General features: G+C 34.5%; 19 protein-coding genes and 1 riboswitch. Of the genes, 5 read left to right on the forward strand and 14 right to left on the reverse strand.

Annotated elements, in window-relative coordinates:
- The first annotated feature begins 332 nt into the window (after positions 1-332).
- A complete protein-coding gene (locus OPR37_RS04295; protein ID WP_052265043.1) occupies positions 333-764 on the forward strand; it encodes a hypothetical protein in 432 nt (143 codons plus the stop codon).
- A gap of 3 nt (positions 765-767) precedes the next feature.
- The gene (ccmA, locus tag OPR37_RS04300) at positions 768-1391 is read left to right on the forward strand and encodes a heme ABC exporter ATP-binding protein CcmA (protein ID WP_007302587.1); all 624 of its coding nucleotides are present in this window, start codon (positions 768-770) and stop codon (positions 1389-1391) included.
- Positions 1392-1453: 62 nt separating this feature from the next.
- Here the strand turns inward: ccmA and argS are convergent, their stop codons facing one another.
- The 5 genes from argS to ubiE all read right to left on the reverse strand — a co-directional run bounded on the left by argS (position 1454) and on the right by ubiE (position 8071).
- Complete coding sequence (gene argS / locus OPR37_RS04305) at positions 1454-3154, reverse strand: arginine--tRNA ligase (RefSeq protein WP_264684828.1); 1701 nt, start codon at positions 3152-3154, stop codon at positions 1454-1456.
- Positions 3155-3333: 179 nt separating this feature from the next.
- Positions 3334-4101: a hypothetical protein gene (locus tag OPR37_RS04310; protein WP_265016834.1), complete on the reverse strand. Its 768-nt coding sequence runs from the start codon at positions 4099-4101 to the stop codon at positions 3334-3336.
- A 257-nt stretch (positions 4102-4358) separates the two neighbouring features.
- Positions 4359-4772: a hypothetical protein gene (locus OPR37_RS04315; protein ID WP_264684830.1), complete on the reverse strand. Its 414-nt coding sequence runs from the start codon at positions 4770-4772 to the stop codon at positions 4359-4361.
- Between the two features lie 743 nt (positions 4773-5515).
- Complete coding sequence (locus tag OPR37_RS04320) at positions 5516-7213, reverse strand: ABC transporter ATP-binding protein (RefSeq protein WP_007302584.1); 1698 nt, start codon at positions 7211-7213, stop codon at positions 5516-5518.
- 159 nt (positions 7214-7372) lie between these two features.
- Positions 7373-8071, reverse strand: coding sequence for a bifunctional demethylmenaquinone methyltransferase/2-methoxy-6-polyprenyl-1,4-benzoquinol methylase UbiE (gene ubiE, locus OPR37_RS04325; protein WP_006012444.1), 699 nt, complete (start codon positions 8069-8071; stop codon positions 7373-7375).
- Positions 8072-8220: 149 nt separating this feature from the next.
- On the opposite strand from ubiE, the gene OPR37_RS04330 reads away from it, so the two are divergent.
- Positions 8221-9369 (forward strand): Bcr/CflA family efflux MFS transporter, encoded by a 1149-nt coding sequence (locus OPR37_RS04330; protein WP_214303343.1) that lies wholly within the window; start codon positions 8221-8223, stop codon positions 9367-9369.
- Positions 9370-9447: 78 nt separating this feature from the next.
- Positions 9448-11424, forward strand: coding sequence for an ankyrin repeat domain-containing protein (locus OPR37_RS04335; RefSeq protein ID WP_007302582.1), 1977 nt, complete (start codon positions 9448-9450; stop codon positions 11422-11424).
- A gap of 544 nt (positions 11425-11968) precedes the next feature.
- Here the strand turns inward: OPR37_RS04335 and OPR37_RS04340 are convergent.
- The 8 genes from OPR37_RS04340 to pgsA form a co-directional block, all read right to left on the reverse strand.
- On the reverse strand, positions 11969-12649 hold the full coding sequence (locus tag OPR37_RS04340; RefSeq protein ID WP_213863930.1) for a thiamine diphosphokinase: 681 nt from the start codon (positions 12647-12649) through the stop codon (positions 11969-11971).
- A complete protein-coding gene (locus tag OPR37_RS04345; RefSeq protein WP_026097271.1) occupies positions 12621-12905 on the reverse strand; it encodes a SemiSWEET family sugar transporter in 285 nt (94 codons plus the stop codon). Before OPR37_RS04345 ends, OPR37_RS04340 begins: the two co-directional genes overlap by 29 nt.
- Positions 12894-12996: riboswitch (TPP riboswitch) on the reverse strand. (Overlaps the previous gene by 12 nt.)
- 76 nt (positions 12997-13072) lie before the next feature.
- On the reverse strand, positions 13073-13942 hold the full coding sequence (locus OPR37_RS04350; RefSeq protein WP_019236939.1) for an SPFH domain-containing protein: 870 nt from the start codon (positions 13940-13942) through the stop codon (positions 13073-13075).
- Complete coding sequence (locus OPR37_RS04355) at positions 13926-14966, reverse strand: M23 family metallopeptidase (RefSeq protein ID WP_019236938.1); 1041 nt, start codon at positions 14964-14966, stop codon at positions 13926-13928. Before OPR37_RS04355 ends, OPR37_RS04350 begins: the two co-directional genes overlap by 17 nt.
- On the reverse strand, positions 14963-15703 hold the full coding sequence (locus OPR37_RS04360; RefSeq protein WP_019236937.1) for a YebC/PmpR family DNA-binding transcriptional regulator: 741 nt from the start codon (positions 15701-15703) through the stop codon (positions 14963-14965). Before OPR37_RS04360 ends, OPR37_RS04355 begins: the two co-directional genes overlap by 4 nt.
- A 7-nt stretch (positions 15704-15710) precedes the next feature.
- Positions 15711-16397 (reverse strand): outer membrane protein assembly factor BamD, encoded by a 687-nt coding sequence (bamD, locus tag OPR37_RS04365; RefSeq protein WP_019236936.1) that lies wholly within the window; start codon positions 16395-16397, stop codon positions 15711-15713.
- 67 nt (positions 16398-16464) lie between these two features.
- Entirely contained in the window at positions 16465-17421 is a 957-nt protein-coding gene (locus tag OPR37_RS04370) for a hypothetical protein (RefSeq protein ID WP_007302576.1), read from the reverse strand.
- 99 nt (positions 17422-17520) lie between these two features.
- Positions 17521-18063 carry a CDP-diacylglycerol--glycerol-3-phosphate 3-phosphatidyltransferase gene (pgsA, locus tag OPR37_RS04375; protein ID WP_019236935.1) on the reverse strand — a complete coding sequence of 181 codons (543 nt, stop codon included), beginning with the start codon at positions 18061-18063 and terminating at the stop codon, positions 17521-17523.
- 121 nt (positions 18064-18184) lie between these two features.
- On the opposite strand from pgsA, the gene OPR37_RS04380 reads away from it, so the two are divergent.
- Positions 18185-19507: a malic enzyme-like NAD(P)-binding protein gene (locus OPR37_RS04380; RefSeq protein ID WP_082241867.1), complete on the forward strand. Its 1323-nt coding sequence runs from the start codon at positions 18185-18187 to the stop codon at positions 19505-19507.
- A gap of 10 nt (positions 19508-19517) precedes the next feature.
- Here OPR37_RS04380 and OPR37_RS04385 read toward each other — a convergent pair whose 3' ends face one another.
- Positions 19518-20432, reverse strand: coding sequence for a P44/Msp2 family outer membrane protein (locus OPR37_RS04385; RefSeq protein WP_019236934.1), 915 nt, complete (start codon positions 20430-20432; stop codon positions 19518-19520).
- Positions 20433-20526: the final 94 nt, after the last annotated feature.

Genomic DNA, 20526 nt, shown 5'->3' on the forward strand with positions numbered 1-20526 from the left:
TTAACTCAGAAATTATTATAAGCCAAAATGATTAAAAATTTTATAACTTATATTGTAGATCTAGCATGATAACCAACAATTATTCAATTTCCACCTTACTCACCAGCTTGACACAGTCCATCTTTATTCATTAGAGAGCCGTGATTCCTCTACTCTCCAATGATTAATCACTTGTCAGTTTTGAGTGTAGTAGTTGATAGCCTGTACGTAAATACGTTGCTTTTGTCCTTTAGAAATTTTTAGTCTACTATCTTTATCCAGAAAAAAATTGTAAAATTTCTATAGTTATGGTATAATTGTAAATACCGCTTGCCAATAAGCTGAGTATAAAAATGCCGTTCGGACAAATCATTACATATAGCACGATATTACTTGCTATAATTGCAGTATCTCTCTTTTTGAGAAAAATATACAAAAATCATATTAGGAAAATTATATTTCCTCTAAAAGTTCTCAAAGAAGAGTGGGAAGAAAATAGAAGATTTAATGAATTGTATCAAAAAAATAAGCAAAAAGAGTTGATGAAACAACAGGAAATGCTAAGGGAGAAACAAAAGAATATGCAAGTTTACAAAGAAGATCTAGAAATAGTTGATATAGCAAAACCGTTAGGTAAATGGACAAAGATGGTTATGATGGGTAATAGTTTAATGAAACATTTTGCACAATTGATACACAGAGAAGGTGATAAGAAAGGATTTTGGGAGCTATTTATAAAAGCTCAGTCTTCAACTAAGGGTAAATATAAAGGAAAAGGCAGATAATCCATGCTTGAATGTAAAAATCTATCCTGTGCTCGTAATAACAAAGTATTATTTAAAAACCTCAATTTTAAAGCTGAGCCAAAATCAAAAATCTTAATCACTGGTCCAAATGGTAGCGGCAAAACCAGCTTAATCAGAAGTTTATCTGGACTCTTACCGCCAGTATCAGGCAATATAAGATACTACGGAAAAGACATATATGATGATCCAAAATCCTTTATATCTTCCATGGTTTACGTAGGACATAAAAACGCCTGTAAAGATAGCTTAACAATTGGTGAAAACATAGAATTCTGGGCAAGAATACGGAACACTAGAGAATCAGTTATGGCAGCTGCTTATTGTTTAGAGTTGCAACCTGTATTTAACATTAGATATGGTGAACTTTCTGCAGGCTGGAAAAGAAGAGTTGCGCTTGCCCGCCTTTTAATTTCTAATGCAAATATCTGGCTGATAGATGAACCTTTCTGTAATCTTGATAGCACAACATGTGAATTAGTATTGAACCTAATCTCAATACGCTCTGAGCAGAACGGTACAGTAATTATTACAGGACATAGCTCTACAGAACAATTGTGTGACTTCAAGACAATCGACATACGTGATTTTAACAGACCTCTTGTATAATTTTTGGCCTTATTGTACTTACATCAATAATTTATTATCACATTTAATATTACGCATTAAAATTAACTCATCTCTTTCAAAGGCTCTATATTAAAAATCGAAAGTCCAGAAGCAATGACGTGTGCTAAGGCTTGGACGAGAAACATTCTTGCAGCGGTGAGATTTAAGTTATTCTCCAGTATAAACCTCATATTTAAATCACTTTTGCCATATCCCCATAAAACGTGAAACGCTTCTGCAACTTCAAGTAAGTAGAAAGTAATTCTATGTGGCTCACAAAGCCTTGCAGATATTTCTACCACATCTGGCCACTTTGCTAAGGTTTTTATGAGGAATAGCTCCCCATCTGTCTTTAAAAGTGAAGGGTCTGCTGTTGGGAGCTCTTTTGGAGCATTACGCATTAACGAATGAGCACGGGCGTGCGCATATTGCACATAAAAAATAGGGTTGTCTTTTGACTGTTCTTTAACTTTAGCAAAATCAAAGTCCAAGACCATATCATTCTTGCGTGTTAACATTATAAAACGAGTTATATCCCTGCCAACCTCTTCCACTACATCCCTAGCTGTAAGAAAATTTCCTGATCTTTTGGACATCTTAACAGGTTTTTCATTCTCGAAAAAATTCACAATATTATGCAGTTTTACCTCTATTTTTGCTTGATCATCACTGAGCGCAGAGACAACTGCTCTAAGCCTTTTAATATAACCGCCATGGTCACTGCCGAGCTCTACGATCATATTGTTAAAACCACGCGATATCTTATCAAAATGGTAAGCGATATCTGAGGCAAAATAAGTCCAACTGCCGTCCTCTTTCTTCAATGCGCGGTCAACATCATCGCCAAATTTTGTAGAGCGAAATAACATTTCTTTTCTGGAAGTCCAATTTTCACTTTCTTTGCCTTTTGGTTTCTCCAGGTACCCTTCATACACTAGACCCTTGTCAGATAATATCTTTATACTCTCTTCGATTTTGCCACGTAGCTCATACTCTGAAGTAAAGACATCATGACTTACTCCAAGTAAGTTCATGTCTTCCTTTATTATCTCTAAAATGGAACTTAAAGTATACTCTCTAATTATTTGATTATCCTCCTCTTCTCTAAGCTCTTTGCCATATTTTTTAGCTAGTGCCTCCCCTATTGGTTTTAAATATTCACCTGGGTATAAACCTTTTTCGATGCTAATTTTCTCTCCCAGAACTTCCTTATACCGCAAATATACTGACTTTATTAGTGTATCTATCTGCGCTCCAGCGTCATTAATGTAGTACTCCTTAGTAACATTATAGCCAACTTTCTTTAGTAAATTTGCTAAAACATCACCAAACACTGCCCCTCTTGCATGACCAATATGCAGAGGACCAGTTGGATTTGCAGATACAAATTCAACATTGACAGCCTGATTATTTCCAATATTTAGAGTGCCAAACTCCGTTTTTAGCTCATTTATTTGTTTTAAAATCCCATGCCACACTTCTATTTTTAAGTGCATATTGATAAAACCGGGGCTTGCTATTTCTACTTTTTTAACTTCATCAAAAAGTTCAAATTCTTTGGCTAAAACCTCTGCAATTTCGATGGGATTCTTCTTTTCGTGTTTTGCAAGTACCATAGCAACGTTTGTGTAAATATCACCATGTGCTCTATTGCTTGGAGGCTCTAGGATAAAGTTTGTTGCATTCGTGCTTATAATACCCCTTTGCTTCAACTCATTTAACTTGCTGGAAATGAGAGAGGAAACCTGCTTGAAAATATTCATTAACTAAAAAGCTATAAGACCTGTAGCAGTATAGCGAATAAATGGGGGAAGTTGAAGGTTATCTTAACTATTTCACCTTGATTTTCTCTTTTGCTTTAACAGGCTGATATAACACTTGATAGATTCAACTGAGAAAGCAGCTCTTCATATATAATAGTATTTACTCTGAAATCATGAACTTAGATCAACATTAATTCAGGATAACCAAAGTCAAAAAACTCCGAATACCATATAGTTCCAGGTAGTTCTTTTTCCCAATCCCAAATTGTATTCAGCACTACTGTGTTGCCAGCATCGCAAGTATTAGACCACGCTACATTATGATTACTACAATATGAATCATAACAATCGTTGAAACATAAATTATAATAATACTTGCAGCATGGGTGTAGTTTACACTCATCTACGGAAGGCTTTACCTTATTTCCTTCATCCGTAGGAGGTTTTACTTTATTTCCTTCATCTATAGGAGGTTTTACCTTATTTCCTTCATATATAGGAGGTTTTACCTTATTTCCTTCATATATAGGAGGTTTTACCTTATTTCCTTCATCTATAGGAGGTTTTACTTTATTTCCTTCATCTATAGGAGGTTTTACTTTATTTCCTTCATCTATAGGAGGTTTTACTTTATTTCCTTCTCCTCCAGTAGGTTCTTCTCCTCCAGTAGGTTCTTCTCCTCCAGTAGGTTCTTCTCCTCCAGTAGGTTCTTCTCCTCCAGTAGGTTCTTCTCCTCCAGTAGGTTCTTCTCCTCCAGTAGGTTCTTCTCCTCCAGTAGGTTCTTCTCCTCCAGTAGGTTCTTCTCCTCCAGTAGGTTCTTCTCCTCCAGTAGGTTCTTCTCCTCCAGTAGGTTCTTCTCCTCCATATTGAACAGCATTCATTAAATCATCATTAACACTAGCATATGTTTTATCATCATACCTGTTATTAAGATTATTCTTTAACATAGAAATCTCCCATAAAATTAGAATTATATATAAAATTATCAATAAAATAAGCGAAAAAAGCTACATTCTGCATTAGTTATTAATGACTCTCTAAATTAATAGACAAAGGGGCATAATATACCCCCATATCATAATATAGCTTGTTATGCTATCAACATACCACATCAGTGCTATACTTAACTCATTATGTTTTCAGCACAGAGTATCCCTCAACACCCTATTCACATCTTTTGTACCTTTACTAAATTCTATCGTCCTTACAAAAGATCGTCACCTGTAGTTGATCCATGTCCCAAATCTTGTGACTCCGATTTTGCTATTTCAGTTCCTATTCCAGCTTTTGTTCCCACAGTCCAATATGGTGGTACATTTAATACTACTGTGTTACCAGAATCGTGAGCATGGTACCACGATGCTGTATCATGACCATGATTATTGCCGTAGTATGGATCATGACCATGATTATAGTGTGGACGACAATCAGCTTGGCATGGAACACAATTATTCTTGTAAAACGGGTTATGACCACTGTGATATGGGCTATGGCAATGATTGAGAAAAGGATCATAACTGTGACACAAGTTAGGGATACGACAATGATCACTTTTATCAGGTATGTACATAGGTTTACAATTTGGGAAATATGGTTGTGAAGTTCGATAGTAAGTCATAAATATCCTTTAAAAAATAACTATTAGATCATTATAGGACAAAATAGTTAACAATTTTATAACTCTAATATTAAAGTTAGCATACACAAAGTCCTTCACTTACAGTACATTTCAAAATACGACTCTAATATAGCAGATATTAGAGTTAGAAGTCTTACAATGGCAGATTATGATAAGATTCCAAGAAGGAGCTGTTAGTAGTCAAATTAGCTGTGTTACTGAAATAAATTTTGGTAGAACTGCTATGGCCACTGCGAATAACAAGCAAGCACCTGCTTATTATATTTTCAAGCAAAATGCGAAACACATGGGGGTGTTATTAAACAACACCCCCATGTGCTCTGAGAAGCACGCACAACTAGACGTGCGTTTATGAGTTGTTTAAAAACAATCTTCTAATAAAGAAACCCAAATCCATCACAAGGATTATGACATGTGTCATAATAGTTATGATACGAGTTAAAATGATTTTGGCACAAATTAGTAGCACAAGGTGCACATGTAGGTGGTGTACAAGTTTGTGCACATGCAGGTGGTGTACAAGTTTGTGCACAGTTCGGTACTGGCAAGTTAAAAGCCGTGCATGGTAGTTTTGGTAAATGACTATAATTATAAACCATAATAATCCTTAAAAAAATACTATGATATTATTATAAGTTAAAATGATTAAAGATTTAATAATTGTCATTATCAATCTAGCATAACAACCAACAAGTATGACTCAAATTTTCCTTCAGTTTTTACTATATCTTCACCAATTTTGCATATAGCCCATCTTTACTCATTAGAGAGTCATGAGTTCCTACTTCCTCTACTCTTCCATGATTGATCACTATAATCTTGTCAGTTTTGAGTGCGGTTGATAGTCTGTGTGTGATTATAATTGTTGTTCTGTTTTGCATTAATTTGCTCAGTGCTTTTTGCACTAGGCTTTCACTTTTATAGTCGAGGGCGGAAGTTGCTTCATCCAGTATTAAAACCTGAGGATTTTTCAGTATTGCTCTTGCTATTATAATACGTTGTTTTTGTCCTTCGGAAAGCTTTAGTCCTCTTTTTCCTACAAATGTATCAAATTTATCCGGCAGCTTATCAATAAATTCCATCGCATAAGCGCTGATAGCAGCTCGCCTGACTTCCTCATATTCAGCATCTGGTTTACCATATAGTATATTTTCCATTATTGAGCAAGAAAATATCATGTGATCTTGTGGTACTAAGCCAAACAGCGATCTTAGATCATTTAGCGCAATTGTCTTAATATTCTGTCCATCGATAGTAATACTGCCTTCACTTGGATCGTGAAAACGGAGGAGAAGCTTTAAAATGGTGCTTTTACCACTGCCAGATGGTCCAACAATTGATACTGCTTGACCTGCCTCTATAGAAAATGATACGTTATTTAATGCTGGCTTATCAGCATAAAAAAATGTTACATCGTTAAACGAAATTCCTTTTTGAACACTATTGATCCTTATAGGATTATCATTATCTAATATAGAGCTTTTCATGTTCATAAATTCAAATAAACGCTCTACAATTCCAAGACCTCGTTGCAAATCACTGATGTTATCGCTTAGATTGTTTACAGCCCCTGCAGCAAGTGCTGAATAAAACACAAATGAGGAGAGTTCTCCAATGGTCATATTATTACTTAAGACTTCTTTTATTCCCAAAAAAAGCAAAACAACTAGCGAACCTATCACACACGTGATAACTAGAGTTACTAAAATAGCACGCAAGAGTACTAATTTTACGTATGATTTTGATACTGAGTTTAGATGTTTCTGAAAACGAATTTTTTCATTTTCTTCGAGTACAAACGATTTGATAGTTACTATAGATCTAAAATTTTCCTCACTAAATGATGCAAGCTCACTTAATTTATCCTGAGCAAAGCGTGCATAATTGCGTACTTTTTTCCCAAGTGAAGTCATGACAATGAGCAGTATAGGTATTATTGCAGCTGCATATGCGGTTAGATGTAGATTTGTATACAACAGCATTGCAACACTACCAGTTAGTACCACAAAATTCCTCAATATTGTCAATAAGCTGCTGTTTATTATCGATTGCAATGCAGAGGTATCAGTAATGAGTGCTGAGATAACATCTTGCACACCTGTATTCTCAAAGAAACTTGGTTGTAAATCAGTAATACTGCTATATAAGTCATATCTGATTCTTGCGATAACTTTTTCGCTTCCAATGCCAATGAAATATAACCGAATAAATGCAGTGAGAGAGATGCCTAAAACTATCAGTATTGCAACTAATAGATTAGTAGTAAAATTATGCTCTGCGCCAGAATCAATTATGTTGCTTAAGCCCCTACCAAAAAGAAGAATCGTTAAAGCTGAAAATAGAACTGCAATAAACGCTACGGTAAAATAATGTAAACTAGGTTTTATATAGTAAAATAACTGCTTAATGTTAGATTGCATTTTATTTTAAAGTTAAGTATTTAGCTTCAGGAAAAAGTTACAGCATTAGTCTACAGTGTACTTCCTTAGAACAATACGTTCAAGAAACTTTAGCTTCTGAAGGAAAAACGCTGCGAAATTACAGAAAGTTAGCAAAAAAACTACTGAATAGACCAGAGTTTATTTTGTTCCAATATGTAATGCTACTATTCCATAACTCATATTGTGGAACTCAACATTCTTAAAGCCTACCTCTTCAATTTCCATTTTAAAGTTAGTCTGAGTTGGAAATTCTCTTATGCTTTTTACTAGATATTCATAAGAACCCTTATCTTTAGCAACTATGCTGCCAATTTTAGGAATTACTTTAAATGAGTATAAGTCATAAAATTTGGTGAATATCTCATTTTGATAATGCATAGGGGCAAATTCCAAGCAGACAAATTGTCCATTTTGCTTCAATACCCTATATGCTTCACTTAAAGCCTTTTTACGGTCAGAAAAGTTTCGAATACCAAAAGCTACTGTATAATAATCAAATTCAGAATCTTCAAATGGTAAGCTCTCTGCATTTGCACATACCCAATTGAAATTTAGCTGATTTGAATTTATTGCTTTATCACGCCCTTTGTCCAGCATGTTTTGATTTATATCACATACTGTAACTTGAGCACTTGGTTCACCTCTTGCTATTCTTATAGCTATATCTCCGGTTCCTCCAGCAATATCCAAAACCTTGGAGTTCTTTTTAAAATGCACACTACTTACCATCTTCTCTTTCCATAGCCTGTGCATTCCAAGACTCATTATATCATTCATGATGTCGTAGCAATTTGCTACAGAATCGAAAACCTCTTTAACTAGTTGTGATTTATCCATATTTTATATAGAGATTGCTTACATAATTATTTTAAACTTTAGCAGTTAAATTAATATACTAATGAGAAAAATATACTACAATTAAACATATTTAATCCAGTAAATCATTAGTGTCGACAGCTTTTTCACAAAATATCATCTCTCTTATTATGATATTATCTGTAGCAGTTGTTGATATGGCAACAGACTTATACTCAGTTGCATTGCCAAGTATTGCCAACTATTTTAAGGTGAAAGGTAATATAGCGCAGCTTACGATCAGTTTAAATTTATTAGGAATTGCAATATCTGGATTAATTTATGGCCCATTGTCAGACTATTATGGTAGGCGCCTAATAATGCTTATTGGTATGACAATTTTTACTTTGGCAAGTATTGTATGTTGCATAGCTGATAATATTATACTTTTAATATTAATCCGTTTTATACAAGGAGCTGGAGCTGGTGTTGCAGGCGTTGTCGGATATGCAGCAATCAGGGATATGTACTCAGGTAGTGAATACTCAAGAGTAATCTCAAAGTTAAATATGGTAGTAGCGCTTTCACCTGGAATAGCTCCAGTGGTAGGCAGTTATATAATTTCACATGGTTATAGTTGGAAATTTTTGTTTTTTATCATATCACTTGCTGCAATTATTATGCTCATTTTTATTTACTCGAAACTACAAGAAACGGTGACCGTAAATAAAAGTAAAGCCAGCATTAATATCTTCAAGCAGTATATATTAATATTTAAGAATTATCGTTTTCTTGGGTTTTCAGCCATTCATGGATTAACTTTCATGTGGCTTTGGGCATACATTGCTAACTATCCGTTCATATTTGAATCAATGGGTATTGAAGTACAATATTTTGGCTATCTCATATCAATCATAGTCATATTTTACGTAATCGGCACTTTAATTAACAGAAGGTACGTACCAAAAATAGGAGTGAGCAAGATGCTAATCATAGGTTTGGTATTACCAATAATATCTGATGGTTTATTGGTATATTTTTATTTCATGAACAAATTGAACGTACTTATTCTTCAAGTTCTTTGGATTCCAAGCAATATAGGACTTGCACTCGTAATCAGCAATAACGTAACTTCTGCTTTAGAAACGGTCAAAAGTATAGGGCTTGGTAGTGCAGTTCTCTCATTTTGCAATATGATGTTTGGGGCTGTTGGAATATACATAGTAGGAAAATTCTTTTCTTATGGCATTTTACCAAATTTACTATTAACAGTTGTATGTTCTATAATTGCAATTCTTATATATAGTTTACTTAAATATACTGAAAAACACGAAGGATAATCATTATTTCTACAACCCAGATTTCATGAATTATTAATTACCTTACTATAGTAATGCAATTTTATAGAGAAGTGTTAAATGAATTATTCAATCAGAAATATAGATGCTGCTTTACTTGATGCTGCTAAAAGAGGTGATCTTAATGAAGCAAAGCGCCTAATAATTGAAGAAGCTGATGTTAATGCATATGATGGATCTCAAGGTAATTCTCTATATTGGGCTGTTAAAAATAATCATTCTTATATAGCAAAAGTTCTATTAGATAATGGAGCAGATTTTATTGCTTATGACTCTTCTCGAGAACGCCACGTGTTAAATAAATACGAAGAAGTAAAAGCTGAGCATTGTAAGGTTTCTCTACATCTGGCTGCCAGACTTGGCGACTTGAAAGCAGTAGAAGACCTATTAAAGAAAGAAGCAAATGTTAATACAAAAAATGATAAAGGACAGACTCCTTTAGATTTAGCTAAGACAGAAGAAATAAAAAATCTATTACAAAGCATAAAAGATGCCAATGACAAATTGCTTGAAGCTGCTAAAAGCGGTAATATTGATGATGTAGAAAATCTGTTAAATAGAGAAGAAAAAGTACAGGTTAACGCAGAAAATGAATTTGAAGAGACCCCTCTACACTTATCTGCTCAAAATGGACATAAAGACGTAGTGGAATTTCTACTCAGCAAAGGAGCAAAAATTGATGCAAAAAATGAATTTGAAGAGACTCCTCTACATTTGGCTGCTCAAAATGGACATAAAGGTGTAGTAGAATTTCTATTCAGTAAAGGAGCAAAGGTTGATGCACAAAGTGATGATCTAAGCACCCCTTTACATTTTGCTGCTAAATATGGACATAAAGACGTAGTAGAATTTCTACTCAGCAAAGGAGCAAAGGTTGATGCACAAAGTGATGATCTAAGTACCCCTTTACATTTTGCTGCTAAAAGTAGATATAAAGATACAGAAAAGATAGTAAAATTTCTACTTGATAAAGGAGCAGACGTTAATGCACAAAATAATGCAGGAGAAACCCCTTTACATTTAATTCTTCAAAAAATAGACCTAGATATAGATACAGATAAATTCTATACTCTACTGAACAAAAAAGGCATCAATGTTAATCTAACAGATAAAAATAAAGAGACTCCTTTGCATTTTTTTTTAAAAAAGAAAGCGATGGAGATACCTGAATTGGACGATCTACTGAAAGTAGAAAGTATCAATGTTAATTTACAAAATATAGATGGAAAGACTCCTTTACACCTGGTAATTGAAAAAAACAACTGGAATACATTGCCTAATGTATCGTGGAGCCGTGAAAAGATGGTCGATATTCTAATAGGAATGAAGGCAAATGTTAATGCAGTAGATAAGGATGAGAGGACTCCTTTACATTGGGCTGCAGGATATGGTAGAAAAGAGATAGTAAAAGCTCTAATAAACGCAGAAGTAAATGTTAACGCAGTAGATAAGGATGAGAGGACTCCTTTACATTGGGCTGCAAACTATGATAGAAAAGAGATAGTAGAAGCTCTAATAAACGCAGAAGCAAATGTTAATGCACAAGATAAATATGGAAAGACTCCTTTAGATTTAGCTAGCACAGAAGAAATAAAAACTCTATTACTAAAACCCCCCAAAAAAATTGATGACAGTATAGCATCAAAAGATAATGAAGTAGGTCAAGAGGAAGATGCTGAGCAAGAAGGTAATGCCCAACTAAGTTTACAAGAACAAGAGGAAGAATCACAGGAGATCAGTGCAGAAGAAGAAAGTGATGTAAAAATTGAAGCTGCTGATAATGGACATCTTCCTTATGCAGAACCTACACAAAATAGAGTATCGACAAATGAAGAGCAACCGAGCTCTTTTTTCGATAATTTGCTTAATATAATTATGAAGCCCTTTTCTTTAATTGCATCATTTTTTGGTGGCTTTTTTTCATGGTTGTTTGGATCTGATGAACCATCAACTGAATATGATCAAATAATTGCACCAAGTAACTCAGGAGGAGAGGAGCTAACAAACTATCAAGAGGGTGACAATAATATTATATAATAGATTTCTTGCATAACTGGCATTCAAAGGAAAATCAGTTGATGTCATGAAAGTAGCTGACACTGGCACCCAGTTAAATTTACGGAGTATAATGGATTCCAGTGTCAAGCACTGGAATGACAAGAAAGGGAGCACTGACTTGAACATTCCCCTGAACAGATACCTTGATACATTAAAGTTTCTAGGTTTGAGTAGTGAAATCCGATTCAGTGTGAAAATTAGCAAACTCCTTTTTAAGCTGTAGAATAAAATTTTTTATTTTAATGAAAAAATTGCTTCCGCATACTCAAGATGCCATTATAATGATGGTAGAGATATTTAGAGAGCTCAAAATTTATCTTGGTCTGCAGACCTTTTAACCAATTTTTCAATAAAAATTCAGCTACATCTGTTGTGTGTACATTCTGAATCTTTTTTATACAGGAGGATTTTATGTCCAGAATTCCAGATATTTGACCTTTACTTTAGCTAACAACAGGCGCCTGTAGTTTTTAGAATTAGTGTTAACACGGTTTTTCTACTTTTTTTTTCTTAATGTTTTAACTCAATACACACCATCATCATTTACTGCTTCTAAATATATCATTGCTAAACACACGCCGCTGTGTATTTCTATAGATAACTCATTGCCTAGACTTCGATTAAAGCAAGAATTCTTTCCTGGAAAAGCAAGGTTACTATGGCATAGTTCCCATTGTAATCCTTTAGTTGATATTTGAGCTTTCGGTATACCAAGTAAGGATATTTTAGTATTTTTTAGCAAAGAGGAAAAATAGCTAATACCTTTTTGTAAGGCGTACCCCACCATGGAAGGCGAAGGCATATAAAAGATACTATCTGTACTTGAAAAAATGTTGATATTTTGTAGTATATGATCAATTGCTCCTCCAGTAATACCCGTTACTATTGATGGCAATAACTTTACTGTTTTTAAGTGAGCCATTGCTTTAGAAAAGTCGCAATAATCTTGATCAGGTAGATATACTGTATTTAAGTTAGCACGTAAATTCGGATTTATACTATCCAAATCTCCTATTACAAGATCAGGTTTTACGCCAATTGATAGAAGCTTATTTGCTCCTCCATCTACAGCAATAACAGGTATATCTTGTTTAAAAAACGATGAATCAGGTATTTCTCCATTTAGTACTACAATAGAACGATATTCTTGCTCCACGCTACAATGTAGCATATGGTTATAAAACGCTTCGTGCAGTTTTTGCATCGTAGTAACATTTTTGAACAATTGATATTATACTGATCACTAATCCAGCAATATTACTGAGTATCATAAAAGTTAAACCCTGACAAATACCGTAAATAAGCCAAGATGATGAAAAAATAAGATAATTCACCAACATTAGCATCGATACGTCACGAGTAAGTTTTGTGATATATGCTCTATATACTTGAGGCAATAACCCAATGAGAGATGTAATGAACGCGATGAAGCCAAAGCATTCTTCAATATTTATATACATACATTTTCCTACGTTTGTTTTAACAAGATCAGGTTCAAAGGGTTGTACTTTATGTACTCTCAGCTTTTTTAGAGCACCCCTAATGCGTGTAATTTATAACATCATTTAGTCTATTAATCAAGAAATTAACAGTGACTTGCATTCATGAAACCCAATCGGCTTCTATGCTAATTATTATCCAAACTAATAGTCGGCTGTGCATCCTGCTCAGAGATCAGAGCAACTAGCAAATTGTTTATCAATTGAACCTTTTGTTTTCCATCCAATTGTAAGCTTTTATTTTTTTCAAAATGGGCTATTACTTCTTCGATAATTCCTATTGCATTTTGCACTATATGCTTTCTTGCAGAGGTGATGGCATGTGCTTGTTGACGCCTCAGCATTGCTTGTGCAATCTCAGATGAATAGGCCAAATGCGATATTCTTGCTTCTGCAATTTCAATTCCAGCAATATTCAATCTTTGTTGTAGCATTGACCGCAATTCATTTGAAATTTTGTCAGAGTTTTTACGCAAAGATTCTTCATCGTTTTCGCTATCATACGGATAATTACTTGCCAGTTCTCTAATTACCGAGTCACTTTGCACAAAAACAAAATCATGATAATTATTAACATTATAATATGCCTTCGCAGGACTGCTCACTCTCCAAACAATTACTACTGAAATCTCTATCGGACTTCCATTAGCATCATTAACTTTAATTTTTTCTGTATTGATATTCTGAAATTTCAAAGAAACTCTATATTTACTCGAAAACGGAAGCGTTACGCATATTCCAGACTTAAAATAAGTTCCAATATAATGACCAAAAAACTCTATCACTCTTGCTTCATTAGGATCATTAACGAAAAATCCTTGAGAAAAAGTCAATATTGAAACAGCAGCAACTCCAAGTGCAATTGTGCTGTCATACACAAAAAGTACCAATAAAATTAACCCTAGCGCTATTAGTACAGGAAAAGCCCGAATTTTACTTAGATTTCTATCATTTATTGTATTTTTATCTGTACTGTCTTCATCAGATTGCTTTTTCACTTGCACCCTCTCTGCTGATTATTTCATCTACCTTACTTACAAATAATTTAAACTCTCTTAATTCACAATCAGGCAACTTTATCTCATTGCCATGAGCTATCGTAAGCGGATCAATATGTTTACCATTATATATAACTTCATAATGTAAATGAGGTCCTGTTGCAACACCAGTGCTGCCAACATAAGCAATGATTTGTCCCTGCTTTACTTTAGAGCCTAACTTTACATCGCTACTAAATTTGCTTATATGTGCGTAACAAGTTGAATATTTATTGTTGTGCTTTATTTTGATGTAATTCCCATAGCCACCATTCTTTCCTATATATTCTATTACACCTTCTGCAGTGGCGTGTATAGGAGTGCCAAGTTTAGCTGCATAATCTACTCCTTTATGAAAAGCAATTTTACCATGAATGGGATGCTTTCTATTACCAAAATTCGAGGATATACGAAAATCTCCGTTTAAAGGACTTACGAAACTCTTTAAGCTTATCCCCTCTTTATTAAAATACTCTTCTTTGCCGTTTTGTGACTCATAATAATATAAACTTATAGCTTTATTGCTTGTTGTTAGTGAAGTATATAAAATTTTTTCTTCAGCCTTCTGATCACTCTCACACAGAACTTCCAACTTGCTTTTGGGCACAATGTCTTTTTTAAAATCTACACCATAACCTTTATATATGTCGATTAATCTCATTACTGTATTTGGCGCCAAACCTTCTGCGTCAAAAAAAGAGGATTTTATGTCACTGGATATGAATAACAACTTTCTATCACTTTCTGTCACCAAAGCAGCTTTTTTTTTTCTGATCCCGTGCTGAAGTAACGCTGGAAAGTGGTTTAGGTTGCTTTCTGTTATTCCAGTGCTTGAACAGTTTTTTAATCGAAAATGTTGTATAGCGTGCTGTTTACAATCAATTTCCAGTGTCTGGGCACTGGAATGACAATAGTATTTCTGCGCAAATGTTTCAGTTGCATATGCTGGTAAAATACAAAGCAGTGGAAGTATTACCAGCCTCATAGTTTATCAGCAAAAATAAAATTACCTTCAACATACTGCACATCATCATTATCTTCTAGCTCTTCAACTAATATAGATAATTTATCAATTAATTCTTTGTCGCTAACTTCAATCAGGTCCTTTGGTTGCCATGAAAGACGAGCAAGTTCTGGTTCTCCAAATTTTGTATAGAAAGCATCACGCACTCTACCAAAATCTTTCACTTCACAAGTTATAACATATAATTCTTCCTTGTTATTTTCCTCAACATTCAATACTTCTAATTCAATTCCATAGTTAAATAAATCTTCAAAATTTATACCCTCTGCTTTATAGACAATTAAGCCTACATGATCGAAAAGGTAACTCACACATCCTGTTTCTCCCAAATTACCGCCTTTGCGAGAAAAGATATAACGTATCTCAGAAGCAGTTCGGTTGCGATTATTTGTCAGAGCATGGACAATAAGTGCAGCACCAGAAGGTCCGCAGCCTTCATATTGTATTTCTTCATAACTTTCTCCAGCAACGTTACCAGCTGCATTTTTTATTGCTGTTTCTATTTTATCTTTTGGTAGATTTTCCTTTCGCGCAGAAAAGATAGCAGAGCGAAGACGTGGATTAAGCTCGGGATCAGTTAGCCCTTGTTTTGCAGCAACTGTTATTTCCCTAATGAGCTTCGTAAATTTTTGCGAGCGCTTTGCATCCTGAGCACCTTTTCGATGTTTTATATTTGAAAACTGTGAATGACCAGCCATAAGAAAACTAATTCACCCCTTCTACTAACATATTTTCATACTGCTCAGCTTCTAAGTCAAGGCCAAGAGCTAAGTGAGCTGTTATTAAATAACTAATAACTCTAGAAGAATATTTAGAATCTTTATTGCTTATCATATCTTGAAAACGCTTAATTGCTGCTAAATATTCACCACGCTTTAGGTAAAATTCACCAATAGAATACTCTTTTTTTGATATATGTTCTGTGATTAATTTTTCTTTTTCTTTGATCTCTTCTATATATTCGCTATTCGGAAAAAGATTAATATATTCAGTAGCTAGCTCTAAAGTTTTATATGCAATTTGTTGCCCAAGCTGCACTTTATTAATTTGCATGTAATAAGATAATACTCTTAAGTAATATACATATGGCAAATCTTCACCATTTGGATAAACGTATATATAATCATCTATATCACTTGCAGCACTGCTGTAGTTACCCATATTATAGTAAGAAACTCCAGATAATAATTTTGCTTTCATTGCCCAATAAGATAAAGGATACAAATCCTCTATCTTTTGAAATGCTCTAATAGCTTGCTTATATTTTTTCTGATCATAAAGCTTAACTGCCTCCTCATATAGTTCAGTTTCAGTGTGTTCAAGATCATTCGCATATAACTGCGTGAAGGGGCAAGTCAGAAGAAAAAAGCATATGATTAAAGTCTTATACATAAGATTTTTTTTGATCAAAATAAAGTATAGACTAAATATTACCTAAATAAACAAATTTTTGGCATTATCATCGAACGAAAAGCGTCTCTTGGCCACCATTACCTATATTGCTCGCACCACCACCTATTGCAACACCCTTTCCACTCACTTCTACGTTCTCTAGCTTTCTACTATAAGAATGTGTGATCAATCCACTTCCTACCATCAAAAGAGCAATACCTACCAGACCTAAAGCAGGCCCAACAGCAGATGATGCTAATGCTACTCCAGAAATCAATATTATTTTCCTGATTAGTAATAAAGAAGAACCAGCGAGCATTAACTTAGCTGAAGACATATTGCTTGTCTTTTTTTCAAACTTCTCATCAAAGTCTTGCTCTTTTTCTACTTCATATTTTTTACTTTTCTTGTACTCGCGATAGCAGAAAGTAGCACTCGCTACAAAGTAAAATAGACTAGAAATTGAAAAAGCTACGTCTCCTATTATTCCTTGCTCCAATGCTTCACCTACTATGCTAGCCACAATAACTAATGTAACTAAAGCAGCATCAGCATAGTTAAAGTAATCATCAACGGTACAAGGAAGGTCTCTCTTTTCTTTTTCTACTGTTTTCCCACTTTCAATATTCTCCAATTCTCGTTCTTTTTGTGCTATTTTTCTATTATTATAAATTAAATATAGCGTGCAAATAAGGGATAAGACTGTGAAAGGTAATATAGTATGGCCTAATGAGCTGCTTATAAGGCCAAGTAATACCTGATCGCTACATGTTTTTTCGAGCTCAATTGCCATCAATAATGCAAATGGAACCATTGTTACCAATGATACACATTTCCTATGTAGCTCTCTTTTTTTTAGTGTTAATAGTTCTTGTTCGAGCTTTTTGCTTTTTTCTTCCTCTCTTTCTTTTCTGACTTCTTCATCAACTGTTGGCCAAAAATCCCAGAAAAAATCTTCCATTTTAGCACCTTTTTTACCTTTGGATCTTTTTAAAAAAAACTTAGTGCCTGTAATACTAGTCATATGAACAGACCAACTTATGAACTAATACATTATATAGGATTTTAATTACTAAGTCAATGTTATGAAATTATTAACTTTCTTTGTATACTCTTAAGCAATTTAGTCAATCTGTTTGATGCCAGCTAGAACGTAATTATAGCCTGACCATATAGTCATAACAGCCGCAGCCCATAAGCAAACCACACCTATATATTTAGTTGCTTCATAATCACTCATTATTAACGCTACTATAGCAACCATCTGCAAAAATGTTTTAATTTTCCCAGCCTTACTCACAGGTAAACTAACGTTTGTAGCTATCAAGAACTCCCGCAAGCCTGAAACTAATATCTCCCTACAAACAATTATAACTGACGGTATAATTGTAATATCATCTATCTTATGCTTATAAACTAGCATGATTATTGTTGAAGCTACTACTAACTTGTCGGCAATTGGATCAAATAATTTGCCAAAATTCGATTGGACTTTCCATGCACGCGCTAAATAACCATCAAAAAAATCTGTAATGCACGCAAACATAAAGATCAATATTGTTATTAGACTTGCATACTTACTCTCTATATAAAAGCTTGATATTATTGCCGGTATTGCGAGCGCACGAGAAATTGTTAGCAAATTAGGCACGTTTTTCTTAAGCATGTCACATCACCCTACGTAGTAGATAAATTTATACAGAAGTACAATAGAGTTCACAAGCTAATAGTTGAACATTCATAAAAACCCCATATACTTAGGAAATTACTAACAATAAGCTCAAAGCATGAATAATGATTTAGATAACACCACAAAACAAGAAGCACTTAAGTACCATAATAAAAGTGGTAAACCTGGTAAGGTATCAGTTATACCAACAAAACCCTTATCCACACAGCATGACCTATCACTTGCTTATTCCCCTGGTGTTGCAGCCCCATGCCTTGCAATAGCTAAAAATCCTAAAGCTGTTTATGATTACACGGCAAAAAGCAATTATGTGGCTGTCATTTCAAATGGCACCGCAGTGCTGGGACTTGGCAATATCGGTCCTCTTGCTTCAAAACCCGTCATGGAAGGCAAAGCTGTTTTATTTAAGCGTTTTGCTGACATTGATGCAATTGATATAGAAGTTGACACAGAAAACATAGAAGATTTCATCAATGCAGTAAGGTATCTTGGTCCAAGTTGGGGGGGAATAAATCTAGAAGATATAAGATCTCCTGATTGTTTTATAATAGAGAAACGTCTAAATGAGTTGATGGATATTCCGGTGTTCCACGATGATCAACATGGCACTGCAGTAGTTGTTGCAGCTGGTATAGAAAATGCCCTCGATATTGCTGAAAAGAAATTAGAGAATGTCAAGATCATCATGAATGGTGCTGGAGCAGCTGGTATTGCGTGTTTGGAAATACTAAAGTCCATGGGCGCTAAGAACATAGTGCTATGTGACAAACAAGGAGTAATACACAAAGACAGAAAAGAGGACATGAATAAGTGGAAGGAAAAATATGCAATTGACACTAAAGAACGTTCTCTACTTGATGCCATAAAAGGCGCTGATGTATTCATCGGACTCTCTGCAAAGGATGTGCTCAGCGAAGAGATGTTAAAAAGCATGGGTAAAGACCCGATCATTTTTGCTCTTGCTAATCCTGATCCAGAAATAAGGCCTGAGTTTGCAAAGTCTGTAAGGCCAGATGCAATAATTGCAACTGGTAGGTCAGACTATAACAACCAAGTCAATAACGTAATGGGGTTTCCTTATATATTCAGAGGAGCACTTGATGTACATGCAACGACAATAAATGAAGAAATGAAAATTGCAGCTGCAGATGCAATAGCGAAGCTTGCCCGTGAGCCAGTGCCAAATGAGATATCTGCAGCCTATGGCGGTCGTAAAATGAGCTATGGACGTGAATATATAATACCTACTCCATTTGATCCAAGATTAATTTCTATGGTATCTCCTGCTGTTGCAAAAGCTGCCGTTACCTCAGGTGTGGCAAGAAAGGAAATAGAGGACTGGAATGAGTATGCAAGTCAATTAAAATCTCGCCTCGCTAAGGCTCTCAGCACGCTCAATTTATTGTCTTCACATACGTAATTGGATAAATTTAAAAGCGATAAACCAATCCAAACTCTAAGCCATATATGCCAAACCTATTGGTAATTGTTGTAGTTGTTGATTGCATACGTGCAGTTTCATCAACTTCATTGCTTTTACCAGCAGGAATATATTTTTCGCCAGCTAGTATCTTTGCTACTGGCAGAATACCTTTAAATTCGTTACCAAGAATACCAAAATAGCGTAAACCAGCAAACGCTTGAGTGTTTGTTGTAAGTGGATAATTAACACCAAGCTTTGCTTGGTAAGCCAAAGCATATCTGGTTTTTCCTAAAAATTTAACCTTAGTTACACCTGCACCAACTCCAAAATATGGAATGCAGAGCATTTCTCCGACGTTAAAATCATTATACACATTGATCATTCCAGCCAAATTATTAAAACCTTCATTTTTCATCTTAAATGCAGCTTTGAACTTTACTTGAACATTAGGCGGCTTTTCTTGAATTTCAATATCAACTTTTCCACTTCTCCAAGGTGATTTACGTTCTGTTCCAACAGAAACATCATCATTACGACGAAGTTCAATATATCTTGCTTTTCCTTTATCTGAGTAATCTTCATCATCTAAGTTAGTCTGAGAATATAGAACTTCAAGATCAACTCTCATATTTTTGAATACATATCCTATTGAAGCACCACCTGCAAGTCCTGGAACGTATTTAGGACTATATCCAGCCTCAATCCTCTCCTCCTCATTAAAGCTAAAAACACCTTCCGTTACATTTTCACCTGCATCTTCTTTTCCTTTTAGAGAACCTATTGCATTGAAAAATGCTCCAAAATAGTTAGCTTGAATATAAAAATTCTTTAAATTATTTATTTCACTATCATAAGATAAGCACCTAAATGAAAAAGTGAGCAAAGTTAGTAGGTATGTAAATTTAAATCTTTTATTCGCCATATAAACCTCACATAATTTCACTTTTATGCTAACATACTTCTATTTTTTATGTAGCAATTTTTTATTGCGCTCAGTTGTTTTAGATTTAGAATAA

Source organism: Wolbachia endosymbiont (group B) of Lycaena phlaeas, assembly GCF_947251875.1.
In the GTDB taxonomy this organism is placed as follows: Bacteria; Pseudomonadota; Alphaproteobacteria; order Rickettsiales; family Anaplasmataceae; genus Wolbachia.

Coding starts and splice junctions, on each gene's coding strand:
- OPR37_RS04295 (WP_052265043.1), top strand. CDS start 333: ATGCCGTTCGGACAAATCATTACATATAGCACGATATTACTTGCTATA.
- ccmA (WP_007302587.1), top strand. CDS start 768: ATGCTTGAATGTAAAAATCTATCCTGTGCTCGTAATAACAAAGTATTA.
- argS (WP_264684828.1), bottom strand. CDS start 3,154: ATGAATATTTTCAAGCAGGTTTCCTCTCTCATTTCCAGCAAGTTAAAT.
- OPR37_RS04310 (WP_265016834.1), bottom strand. CDS start 4,101: ATGTTAAAGAATAATCTTAATAACAGGTATGATGATAAAACATATGCT.
- OPR37_RS04315 (WP_264684830.1), bottom strand. CDS start 4,772: ATGACTTACTATCGAACTTCACAACCATATTTCCCAAATTGTAAACCT.
- OPR37_RS04320 (WP_007302584.1), bottom strand. CDS start 7,213: ATGCAATCTAACATTAAGCAGTTATTTTACTATATAAAACCTAGTTTA.
- ubiE (WP_006012444.1), bottom strand. CDS start 8,071: ATGGATAAATCACAACTAGTTAAAGAGGTTTTCGATTCTGTAGCAAAT.
- OPR37_RS04330 (WP_214303343.1), top strand. CDS start 8,221: ATGATATTATCTGTAGCAGTTGTTGATATGGCAACAGACTTATACTCA.
- OPR37_RS04335 (WP_007302582.1), top strand. CDS start 9,448: ATGAATTATTCAATCAGAAATATAGATGCTGCTTTACTTGATGCTGCT.
- OPR37_RS04340 (WP_213863930.1), bottom strand. CDS start 12,649: ATGCAAAAACTGCACGAAGCGTTTTATAACCATATGCTACATTGTAGC.
- OPR37_RS04345 (WP_026097271.1), bottom strand. CDS start 12,905: ATGTATATAAATATTGAAGAATGCTTTGGCTTCATCGCGTTCATTACA.
- OPR37_RS04355 (WP_019236938.1), bottom strand. CDS start 14,966: ATGAGGCTGGTAATACTTCCACTGCTTTGTATTTTACCAGCATATGCA.
- OPR37_RS04360 (WP_019236937.1), bottom strand. CDS start 15,703: ATGGCTGGTCATTCACAGTTTTCAAATATAAAACATCGAAAAGGTGCT.
- bamD (WP_019236936.1), bottom strand. CDS start 16,397: ATGTATAAGACTTTAATCATATGCTTTTTTCTTCTGACTTGCCCCTTC.
- OPR37_RS04370 (WP_007302576.1), bottom strand. CDS start 17,421: ATGACTAGTATTACAGGCACTAAGTTTTTTTTAAAAAGATCCAAAGGT.
- pgsA (WP_019236935.1), bottom strand. CDS start 18,063: ATGCTTAAGAAAAACGTGCCTAATTTGCTAACAATTTCTCGTGCGCTC.
- OPR37_RS04380 (WP_082241867.1), top strand. CDS start 18,185: ATGAATAATGATTTAGATAACACCACAAAACAAGAAGCACTTAAGTAC.
- OPR37_RS04385 (WP_019236934.1), bottom strand. CDS start 20,432: ATGGCGAATAAAAGATTTAAATTTACATACCTACTAACTTTGCTCACT.